Annotated in this window: 6 protein-coding genes; 4 read left to right on the top strand and 2 right to left on the bottom strand. The window is 46.7% G+C overall.

Features of this window, described 5'->3' with window-relative positions; all coding sequences use genetic code 11:
- Positions 1-67: 67 nt before the first annotated feature.
- A complete protein-coding gene (locus AC6RV6_RS26665; protein ID WP_500243928.1) occupies positions 68-673 on the top strand; it encodes a type IV pilin-like G/H family protein in 606 nt (201 codons plus the stop codon).
- On the opposite strand, the gene AC6RV6_RS26660 is transcribed toward AC6RV6_RS26665, so the two are convergent.
- Positions 624-2,264, bottom strand: a complete 1,641-nt coding sequence (locus AC6RV6_RS26660) for a hypothetical protein (RefSeq protein WP_500243927.1) — start codon at positions 2,262-2,264, stop codon at positions 624-626. The two genes, AC6RV6_RS26665 and AC6RV6_RS26660, sit on opposite strands and share 50 nt — an antisense overlap.
- A 669-nt stretch (positions 2,265-2,933) precedes the next feature.
- On the opposite strand from AC6RV6_RS26660, the gene psaA reads away from it, so the two are divergent.
- From psaA to AC6RV6_RS26645, 3 genes are all read left to right on the top strand, one after another.
- Positions 2,934-5,195 (top strand): photosystem I core protein PsaA, encoded by a 2,262-nt coding sequence (psaA, locus tag AC6RV6_RS26655; RefSeq protein ID WP_500243926.1) that lies wholly within the window; start codon positions 2,934-2,936, stop codon positions 5,193-5,195.
- A 223-nt stretch (positions 5,196-5,418) separates the two neighbouring features.
- Positions 5,419-7,620, top strand: coding sequence for a photosystem I core protein PsaB (gene psaB, locus AC6RV6_RS26650; RefSeq protein ID WP_500243925.1), 2,202 nt, complete (start codon positions 5,419-5,421; stop codon positions 7,618-7,620).
- 430 nt (positions 7,621-8,050) lie between these two features.
- Entirely contained in the window at positions 8,051-10,495 is a 2,445-nt protein-coding gene (locus AC6RV6_RS26645; protein WP_500243924.1) for an AAA family ATPase, read from the top strand.
- Here the strand turns inward: AC6RV6_RS26645 and AC6RV6_RS26640 are convergent.
- Positions 10,468-11,709 carry an MFS transporter gene (locus AC6RV6_RS26640; RefSeq protein WP_500243923.1) on the bottom strand — a complete coding sequence of 414 codons (1,242 nt, stop codon included), beginning with the start codon at positions 11,707-11,709 and terminating at the stop codon, positions 10,468-10,470. The genes AC6RV6_RS26645 and AC6RV6_RS26640 overlap by 28 nt on opposite strands.
- Between the last annotated feature and the right edge of the window lie 97 nt (positions 11,710-11,806).

The raw sequence follows: 11,806 nt of genomic DNA, 5'->3' as shown, positions 1-11,806 counted from the left end.
ACGCCTGTAAGAGTTCGTTACTGGACTACTTCCGAATCCCCGTCTCTTTAGAGCGAGGAGGGTCAACATGAGTAACGTTTGCGGAAATTTCCCTAGAATTATTGTAGAGATTTCTAGAACGTTATTGTTAAAGATAATGAAATCTTACGAGCAAATGGTTTGTCATCCTGCGATCGCTCCCTATCGAAAACAAGCCATTTGGCAAACATTGGGAAAATGGAGCAGAATTCTCCTCTGTTTGAGTCCTTTTGTTTTAGCAGGTTGCCAAGTCAGTCTGCAAATTCCCAAATTAGATGGAGAACAACAGGCTAAATTTTACATTCAAACCGTCACCCGAGGTCAAGAAGCCTATTATAAAACAAATGGCGAATTAACGGCTTCTTTAGAAGAACTCGCGATCGATTTTAAGTTGAATACACCAGAATATAAATTTGCTATTCTTTCCCACGGCGATCCTACCCATAGCGTGACGATGACAGCAACAGCGAAAAAAGAAAACTTGCATAGTTATGCGGGAATTGTTTACGGGAAAAAAGAAGGAGATAATTACGAAGCAGTCGTTAATATGTGCCAGACTGAACAACCGTCTACAACTGCCCCAAAATTATCAACTAAGCCGATTTTTAACAAAGAATTAGATTGTCCTTCTGGATCGATTCCCCTACAGCAATAAGCGAAAAATTGCCGCGATCGCTTTCTTCAAATTCCTCAATTTCCGCGATCGCTTCCTCCTCTGTTACTGACGTTATTTTAGGAGAAGAGTCTTGAGTCTCTCCTGAAAATTGATTTAAAAATCCTCTGAGAAAGCCGCGATCGCTTTCGGAAATCTCAGGATTTTCTGGCGATGCGATCGTCTCTTCGTCAACAGTTTTCGGTTTTATTATTTCAATTCCTTCTGTTGCTGCATTTTCGGTATTGAGATCGGAAGGCAGATCGACTGAAGTTTCTGGATTTGATTCCGGATTGACTATTTCTAAAGACTCTGTATCAGGAACAGGACTTTCTGACTCCTTAACATTATTTTCTACAGGAATCGGCTCTTCTATTACATCTGATTCAGGAATTTCTATCTCCAAAATTTCTTCTTCAGATTGTGTAATTGTTTCTTCTAAGGTTAATTCTTCAGAAGATTCTGAGGGCAAAGATTGTTCTTGCGTTATTATTTCTTCTGATGTTAGCTCTTCCAGTTCTGTAGGAGAAATTTCTTGTTCTGGCACGAGATTTTCTTCTAATTCAAGCGTCTCGGTTTCAGGAATTTCTAGAATAATCTCTTCATCGGTACTCGGAACTGCTTCTGATTTTTCTTCTTTAATAATAGGAACTTCTTCTATAGGTTTGTAATTCGGATCGACGATTCCACTGGCATCCAATGCTGCCAATTCACCGCGAATCAATTGAGAAAGCGTATCTTGTCCATTGGGTTGATAGTTAAAAAGACGAACTGACGTATTAAAAGCATTTTCAACCGGATTGCCATATTCATCTAAAAACTCGAGTTTTACCCAATTAATCCCGGGTTCAAAACCTTTGAGATAAATCGGAGTCCAGCGATCGAGCAAGAAACTTTTGCCATTGGCAGTGACGCGAATTCGCCAATCAGCAATAGCATCATTATTACTTTCTCGGGCGACAAGATGAAGCGGTGCATTCGCAACATAAAAATCAAGAAGAATGGGTTCCGCCCCATAATCTCCTTGAGGACTATTGTAAGTCAAAATAGGTTGAGAACTTGCGAGTGTATTTTGAGGAGTAGACGTAAAGAGAGAAAAGGTGGTTTGAGCATAAGCCCCTTCATTTTTAAAACTTTCTCCCCAAGGTTTAACCGCAAAAACTCGTAAGGTATGAGTACCCGGAGTTACGTCTTCTAAAACAAGAGGTTTTTCAAGATCGTAAATTTCCCGTGTCGGCTCGTTATCCAAAATAACGGCTAAATGAGGTCCCAAATCCAGATCGCGATCGCGATAAATGGGTAAATCTTCCACCCGAACGCTAATAGATACATTTGTATCGGCAATAATCTCCTCGACTTCAGGACTGATAATCGTCACTTGAGGTTGATAGCGAGCCAAACTCCGATCTAGCTGTGCGATCGCACTTGGAGGAGCCGCTTCTGCCAGTATTTCCAGTTTCGTCCCCGAGTTAGGTTGCTCGAGCCTGCTTTCAATGCGATCGCCACACCCCATGAGTCCCCAACTCAAAACAAAAATGAAAACCCCAGATAAAAAGAATTTGCCCGCTTGAAACAGAACCTTAAAAAATGACACGTTACCCCTCCTTATGCGATCGCTCGATCGGATTAAACCTTGGGTTGTTGCCAATTTGACACCAGACCGCTCGAGAATAAATCTATCTCTCTTGAGGATGAAACATCAAGAGATTGACCTGGAATTGTGGAAACTACGAGATACGAGCAAACCGAGAGAAATATTGCATTTTGTTACAAAAACAGGTTATCCCTTGACTTCTCCCCCACCTGTTTCGCATTACAACCTTGGTTGAATAGACATTTTAGCTAAGTTTAAATATTGTAAACATCTGGGAGCGAGAAGATCGGACGCACCGTATCATCTACTTCATAAGTAGTTGTAAAAGCAACCCCACAAGATAGACTTGTCTATCTAAGGGATTTAGGAGTCTGTTGACAGGCTTGAAGAAAGCACGGATTAATAAAGGGTTGAGTGCGAAATTCGTTTCCCACTTTAAAAATCCCATCCCGCTTTCGGTGGATTAACCACAGAATCCTCGTTTTTTTTAAAGCGGAGAGATGTCAACCCCCTAAAGAAGCATCTCAAATTCGACTCGAGATGTTAAATAATTAAGGGAAACTACAGCGAGAAGTTGTTCTATCAACTTTTCAAATCAAATCAAAAAATTGTCTGATAAATTCCCTTTAAGGGAAAAAGCTCATTGTTGTCTCAGGGAGGAGAACCCTCATGACAATCAGTCCTCCAGAAGGAGAGGCAAAAGCGAAAGTAGTGGTTGACACCAATCCCGTTCCGACTTCCACCGAGAAGTGGGGCAAACCGGGTCATTTTCGTCGCGACTTAGCCAAAGGCCCCAAAACCACCACATGGATTTGGGACCTACACGCTGACGCACACGATTTTGACAGTCAAACCAGTGACTTAGAAGATATTTCTCGCAAAATCTTCAGCGCTCACTTCGGCCATTTAGCCGTCGTGTTCGTTTGGTTGAGCGGAATGTACTTCCACGGCGCACGCTTCTCTAACTACACGGCTTGGTTGCAAGATCCAATCAATATTAAGCCCAGCGCTCAAGTTGTTTGGCCGGTTGTCGGTCAAGAAATCTTAAACGGCGATGTGGGTGGCGGCTTCCACGGAATTCAGATTACCTCTGGATTCTTCTACTTGTGGAGAGCCGCAGGTTACACCAATTCCGAGCAGTTGTTAGCAACTGCGATCGGCGGTTTGGTCATGGCAGGTCTCTGTATCTTTGCCGGTTGGTTCCACTATCACAAAAAAGCTCCCAAACTGGAATGGTTCCAGAATACGGAGTCGATGTTGAACCACCACCTTTCCGTATTGCTCGGTTGCGGTTCTTTAGCTTGGGCAGGACACTTGATTCACGTTTCCTTGCCAATTAACAATCTATTGAACAAAGGTGTAGCACCGCAGGATATTCCCCTGCCCCATGAGTTCTTCGATGCCAGCAAGATGGCAGAGTTGTATCCCAGTTTTGCCGAAGGAATTAAACCCTTCTTCACCTTAAATTGGGGCGTTTACTCTGACTTCTTGACCTTTAACGGCGGCTTAGATCCCCAAACAGGTAGCTTATGGCTGACCGATATCGCTCATCATCACGTCGCGATCGCGGTTCTGTTCATCGTTGCCGGTCACATGTACCGCACCAACTGGGGTATCGGTCACAGCATCAAAGAGATTCTCGACGGTCACAAGGGTGACCCCGTTCTCTTTGGCGGTGAAGGTCACACAGGGCTTTACGAAGTTCTCACCACCTCTTGGCACGCTCAATTGGCAATTAACTTAGCCATGTTGGGGTCGTTGACTATCATCATCGCCCAGCACATGTACTCCATGCCGCCGTATCCCTATCAGGCGATCGACTACGGCACGCAATTGTCCCTCTTTACACACCACATGTGGATTGGTGGCTTCCTCATCGTTGGAGCCGGCGCTCACGGCGCGATCTTCATGGTTCGCGACTACGATCCCGCCAAGAACGTCAACAACGTTCTCGATCGCGTCCTCCGAGTACGCGATGCCATCATTTCCCACCTGAACTGGGTTTGTATCTGGTTAGGCTTCCACAGCTTCGGGCTGTACATCCACAATGACACCATGCGGGCATTGGGACGGCCTCAAGATATGTTCTCGGACACGGGCATTCAACTCCAACCCATCTTTGCCCAGTGGGTACAAGGCCTCCATGCAGCAGCAGCCGGAGCCACGGCACCTTTTGCCCTCAGTTCTGTCAGCCCGGCTTTTGGTGGTGATGTTGTAGCGGTAGGTGGCAAAGTTGCCATGATGCCCATTCATTTAGGCACTGCCGACTTTATGGTGCATCACATCCACGCCTTCACCATTCACGTTACCGTCCTCATCCTCCTCAAAGGCGTTCTCTACGCTCGGAGTTCTCGCTTGGTTCCCGATAAATCCGAACTGGGTTTCCGCTTTCCTTGCGATGGTCCGGGTCGTGGCGGTACCTGCCAAGTTTCCGGTTGGGATCACGTCTTCTTGGGCTTGTTCTGGATGTATAACTCTCTCTCCGTTGTCATATTCCACTTTAGTTGGAAGATGCAATCGGATGTTTGGGGTACGGTATCGCCAGACGGCACGGTTTCTCATATCACCGCCGGTAACTTCGCTCAAAGCGCGATTACCATTAACGGTTGGTTGCGGGACTTCCTGTGGGCGCAAGCAGCAAATGTCATTAACTCTTATGGGTCGGCTCTTTCAGCCTATGGCATTATGTTCCTAGCGGGTCACTTCATCTTTGCCTTCAGCTTAATGTTCTTGTTTAGCGGTCGCGGCTACTGGCAAGAATTCATTGAGTCCATTGTTTGGGCTCATAACAAGCTGAAAGTTGCTCCCGCCATTCAACCTCGCGCGTTGAGCATTACTCAAGGACGTGCAGTGGGTGTTGCTCACTACCTCCTTGGAGGCATTGTCACCACTTGGGCATTCTTCTTGGCGCGAATACTCTCTGTGGGTTAAACGTCTGGTTGAACGTCTGAGTAAAACGGTAAAATCAACAGTTAAGAGCTTTAAAAAACTCGATATAACTCGGTTGAAACTGTTTTCAAAGAACTTCTTACCCCGCCAAATTGAATTATTCATATCTGGCGGGACTAAGAAAATCCTTCAATGAGCAGCAATTCGCACAAGTCAATTTGCATTAAGACTCATTTTCAGGTCGGAAAATTCCTCAAAAAGATTTATGGCAACTAAATTTCCAAAATTTAGCCAAGATCTCGCCCAAGATCCCACCACTCGTCGGATCTGGTACGGGATTGCCACAGCCCACGATTTTGAAAGCCATGACGGCATGACCGAAGAAAATCTTTACCAAAAGATTTTTGCTTCCCATTTCGGACACATCGCTATCATCTTCCTGTGGACTTCTGGCACCCTCTTCCATGTGGCTTGGCAAGGTAACTTCGAGCAATGGATTAAAGATCCGCTAAACGTCCGTCCTATCGCTCATGCAATTTGGGATCCCCAATTCGGGCAAGGCGCTATTGATGCCTTCACCCAAGCAGGAGCAAGCAATCCCGTTAATATTTGCTATTCCGGGGTCTACCACTGGTTCTACACCATTGGTATGACCACCAATGCCGACCTCTATCAAGGGTCTATCTTCCTCTTAATCCTGTCTGCGGTGATGTTATTCGCCGGCTGGTTGCATCTGCAACCCAAGTTCCGTCCCAGCTTGTCTTGGTTTAAAAATGCCGAGTCTCGCTTGAACCACCACTTGGCTGGATTATTTGGCGTTAGTTCTTTGGCTTGGACCGGTCACTTGGTTCACGTAGCGATTCCCGAATCTCGGGGCGTTCATGTGGGTTGGGATAACTTCCTTTCCGTGAAACCTCATCCGGCCGGTTTAGCTCCGTTCTTTACGGGAAATTGGGGCGTTTACGCTCAAAATCCCGATACGGCGGGTCATATCTTCGGAACATCTGAAGGTGCGGGAACGGCGATCTTAACCTTCCTCGGTGGTTTCCACCCCCAAACTGAATCTCTCTGGCTGACGGATATTGCCCATCACCACTTGGCGATCGCAGTAATCTTCATCATTGCCGGTCATATGTACCGCACCAATTTTGGTATCGGTCACAGCATCAAAGAGATTCATGCCGCTCACAATCCTCCTAGCGGTAACCTTGGCGAAGGTCACAAGGGAATGTACGACACGGTTAACAACTCCTTACACTTCCAACTCGGTTTGGCGTTGGCTTGTTTGGGTGTCGTTACGTCCTTAGTAGCCCAGCATATGTACTCTTTGCCGTCCTACGCCTTTATTGCGCGGGACTACACCACTCAGGCAGCACTATACACTCATCACCAGTACATTGCCGGATTCTTGATGGTAGGGGCATTTGCTCACGGCGCGATCTTCTTCGTGCGGGATTACGATCCTGAAGCAAACAAGGACAACGTCTTGGCGCGGATGCTGGAACACAAAGAGGCAATCATTTCCCACTTGAGTTGGGTAACGCTCTTCCTCGGCTTCCATACCCTCGGACTGTACGTTCACAATGATGTTGTAGTTGCCTTCGGAACTCCTGAAAAGCAAATCCTCGTTGAACCCGTGTTCGCTCAGTTCGTCCAATCAGCAAGCGGTAAAGCCCTCTATGGCATGGATATTCTCCTTTCCAATAGTGGCAGTCTCGCAGCGAATAGCGGTGCGGCTTACTTACCCGGTTGGTTGGATGCCATTAATAGTGGTACCAATTCTCTCTTCTTGACCATTGGACCGGGAGATTTCTTGGTTCACCATGCGATCGCATTGGGTTTACACACCACGGTGTTGATTCTGGTCAAAGGTGCTTTGGATGCTCGCGGCTCCAAGTTAATGCCAGACAAGAAAGATTTCGGTTACTCTTTCCCCTGTGACGGTCCCGGCCGTGGCGGTACTTGCGATATCTCTGCTTGGGATTCCTTCTACCTTGCCATGTTCTGGATGTTGAACACTTTGGGTTGGTTAACCTTCTACTGGCACTGGAAACACTTGTCCGTGTGGCAAGGCAATGTTGCTCAGTTCAACGAAAACTCTACCTATTTAATGGGTTGGTTCCGGGATTATCTCTGGGCGAACTGCGCTCAATTAATTAACGGTTACAATCCTTACGGCGTGAACAACCTCTCGGTTTGGGCTTGGATGTTCCTCTTCGGACACCTCGTCTGGGCGACGGGTTTCATGTTCCTCATCTCTTGGCGCGGTTACTGGCAAGAGTTGATCGAGACGATTGTTTGGGCGCACGAGCGGACTCCTTTAGCGAACCTCGTTCGCTGGAAAGATAAGCCCGTTGCTCTCTCTATCGTTCAAGCTCGTGTGGTTGGTTTAGCTCACTTCACGGTGGGTTACATCTTTACCTATGCGGCGTTCTTGATAGCTTCGACGGCTGGTAAGTTCGGCTAACCATTAGCTGAGTAAGCCTTGAATCCCCTGCCTTTAGGTGGGGGATTTTTCATTGAAAAATTGGTATGGCACTGTGACTCTGTGATGAAGAGAATTCACCACAGAGTCACAGAGGGGCGCAGAGAGAGATATATATTCTGGTATTAAATATGTAGAGATCTACGTTTTTTTCAGAGTTGATATTAGAAAATAAATATTTTTTGCTAATGTTCTACAATGGTTACTCTTGAGTTATTCTGCGATCGCAAAAAATATCTCGATAGAACAACTCTAATATTTTTCTAGTTTGATGAGTCAAAAGTTTTTCAATTCTTTAAAATTCTCTCATTGGCTTTAATCCAAATTTATTATTGACAACAAAAATAGTCTGATAAAATTAGGCAAAGTAATGAAACAAGCTACAAAATAATCTTGACAAATCAATAAAAATATGGCAAGTCTAAGAGCGTCAGAGGAAGGACAAGCCAAAATTACAGCAGCACGAAAAAAAAAGGGATGGCGTATTAAAGCAGAAGATACCAGACCCTTAAAAGCAGCCAGTAAAGTCTTAGTCCATCGTTACGGTCAAGAAAATGGCTGGGAGGAAAACGATCCGAAATGGGTCAGAGATTTAGACAAATTTCTTCGGATTGATACAGAACAGGTCAACGATCTCAAAGTCACTATTGCTAAATCTCAAAATAGCTCTGTTCGCGATCGCATCGAACAAATTATTGAAGATACAGAAATTTTTGCTAAAGATATCTCCTATGGTTCTTGGAGTCGCTTTGCCGGGCGCAAAAGGCATCCCATTAAAGAGCGGGCTTTTCAAGCCTACTGCCAGATTCTCGAGTTGTCCTTGGCAGAGATTGTCGAAGGCGAAACGTCACCACCTCCCCAACGCAAGCCCCGTAATATCAAGCGATCGCGGAATAATTTACCCGTTCGCGATCATACCGCTTTTGTCGGACGGCGCAAGGAACTCAATAAATTGTTCGAGCTTCTCTCTCCTCAAAATCCCGTTCATCGTATTAGCGTGGAAGGAGAAGGTGGATTAGGGAAAACCGCCCTTGTTTTAGAAACTGCCTATCGCTGCTTGCACGCCAGTTTGGGAGTGGCTGCATCCCGCAACACCCCGGTTTTTGATGCGATTATCTTCGTTTCCGCACAATCCCAACGCCTGATCGGTACGGGCATTCTGCAACGTCTCAGACGAGAACGCACCCAACGAGATATTTTTCGCGCGATCGCCCGCACTCTCGATATTCCCGAACTTGCTTATCTGGCTCTCGAAGAGCGCCTCGAACGCTTGCAAGATTATCTCTCTCGACAGCGCATCTTGCTAATTGTTGATAATTTGGAAACCGTCGAAGATCGCGATAGCGTCCTCGCTTTACTTTACGAACTCCCTGCTACGGTTAAAGCTGTTGTTACCACTCGTCAACCTGCCCCCCTCCTTCCCATTCGTCTTGACTCCCTTCCCGAAGAAGATGCACTGGATCTGATCGTTCATCAAGTTGAAGAAAAAGGCTTAGATCTCAGTCCGGCAGATGCCGAAAAACTGTACCAAAAAACAACCGGACTACCCGCCGCGATCGTTTATACTATCGGTCAATTGGCTGCCGGATCCGATATTGAGGAGATCCTCGATCGCTTAGCGCGGGCAACAGATGATGTCTCGCGCTATTGTTTTGAAGGGTCGGTTAAGCTTTTATCACCCTCTGCCCATCACTTGCTGATGGCACTGGCGCTCTTTCCTCAATTAGCATTGCGAGAAGCGATCGCGACGGTTGCTTCGGTTGACGAACCCATTATCCTTGCCGATCGCTTGACACAATTGCAGAAACTTTCGCTCATCAAACAGGTAGAAGAGCGATACACGATGTTACCGGCAACTCGCTCTTATGTCTTGGCGCAATTGGAAAATTCCCCAGAATTTGCAGGAGATGCAAGAACGCATTGGTTAGATTGGTTTTTAAACTACGTCCGACAGCATGGCAGCAAAGAATATCGAGATTGGCGCGATTATAGTAACTTAGAACGAGAATGGGGTAATCTCTCCGCCGCGATCGAATGGTGTTTGGGAAGCGAACAATACGATTTATTTAAAGAATTTTGGCTGTATCTAGGGGGATTTACTCGCTTCGGAGGCTATTGGGACGAGCGTTTGGCTTGGTTGAATTGTTTGCTCGAAGCGGCAACCCGAGAAGGCGATCGTGCTACTATCGCTCGGATTCTCTTGGATAAAGTTCACACCTTTACCCTCGTCGATCGCCCGGCTCAACTCGAAGAAGCGATCGCTCTGTGTCAAGAAGCCTTAGAAATTCCCGAGGGCTTGGAATTCAAATCTCGTTTCGATACCATGATTCATCTCGCGATTTTGTCCATTCATCAAAGACAATTCGTAACGGCGCGAGAATGGTTGAAAAAAGCGAAAAAAATGCTTGAAAGCACTGCTCTCGCAGAAAAAGAACGCTTGCAGTTCACGATTTATCTCCTTTACCATCAAGGACAAATCGAGTTAGAAACCGGAGACTTGCCCAAAGCACGAGAATTGTACGCGCAATGTCTCCAATCTGCCCGAGAAAGCGATTGGCAACTGATGGAAATTTATACTTACGGTCGTTTGGCGGTCATTGAAATTGAGGAAGAGAACTTCAAGGAAGCAGAAGGATTGTTAGGGTTAGTTTTGCCTCATGCCCAACAGAATCACGATAAGCGCTCGATCGCTTTTTGTCAGCGTTATTACGCCCTGTTGGAGCAGAAACGAGGGAACTTAGCGAGGGCGAATTATTGGGGAGGTTTGGCTAAGGAAAACTTTGAGAAGTTGAAAATGCTGCGGGAATGTCGAGAAATCACGGTACTTTGTCAGGAATGGGAACGATCGCTTGCATAGCGATCTTTGCCGTGTCCCCAAGCATATCGCCAAGATTGAGTAACCGTTTCTCCCGAATGGGTGACAAAGAGGAAAAGGATGAGGGCAGAAATTCCGCTCGCGATCGCAAAGAGACTGCGATAGCCGTAAATATTGGCCAGCCATCCCGCAACAGGAGCCGCGATCGCCATCCCCACATCGAAACCGCCCATCCAGAAACTCATCGCCCGTCCTCGTTCGTTTTTGTGCGTGCGATCGCCAATTGTCGCGGCGAGGGTGGGCATAACAGCCCCCGCACCAATTCCTTCAAGGGTGGCGGCGAATAATAAGGCATGACTATCTCGAGCCGTCCATAAAACGAGCATTGCAACCCCATAAACAGTAAAGCCGCAAGTAATGCACAAACCGCGACCCGAGCGATCGCTAAATCCTCCCGCAAAAATGCGAGCGCTTAAAGCTGCCAATGCCATTACCAGATAAAATAATCCCGGATTAAAGGCAATTTTGGCATCTTCCACGAATAAAGGGAGAAAATCTGCCACCCCGCTCGAGGTTAACCCCATCAGAAAAGCCAGCAGGACGAGAATGCCAATACGCCGATTGCAGATCGGTTGCCAGAATCCCTCGGAAGCGATCGCGATCGTCGCTGCCGCTTTCTCTCGGGCAGGTTCTTGCAGTTGTTGACAACAGAGCCATCCCAGTAATGCCGAACTCAAGGAAAAGAGAAATACTGCCGAATAACCTATTTGTTGTTGCAGAAAACTGCCTCCCAAGGCACCGAATCCCGCTCCGAGAGTTTTGGGTAATCCCATATAACTCAAGGCTTTGCCACGATGTTCGGGAGGGGCGAGATCCATCACCAAAGTCACGTATCCCGTACTAAAGGCAGCGACTCCCACACCTTGTATGAGCCGCAATCCTACTAATACTGGAAAGGAAGGGATGAGCCAATAAATGAGAGGGGCAATTGCCGCAATAACCAGACCGAAAAATAATAGGATCTGACGAGAGGTGCGATCGGCAATCCATCCCAACCCCGTTCTCGATAGTAATAAACCGACAGCAACGGCACTGGCTGCAATCCCGACTTGTTGGCTGGTTTCCCCTAAATCTCGAATGTAAAGCGGTAGGGTGGGAAAGAGTGCGCCCCAACTCAACCAAAATAAAAGCCCGCTACTGAAGAGAATACTCAAATGGGCTGGCGGTTTTAAATGTGCAATGGTTATATTTTTCATTGCTTAATGTCTGTATTTTTTGAGGGCGATCCCCGCGATCGCCCGATTCGCTGGTCGAGATAGCGCAACGAGGGAACTATCTCGACTTGGGGGTTGA

It is taken from the genome of Spirulina sp. LEGE 11439, from assembly GCF_059821285.1.
The sequence above is the reverse complement of the archived record's forward strand: the minus strand, read 5'-3'. Positions and strand labels throughout refer to the sequence as shown.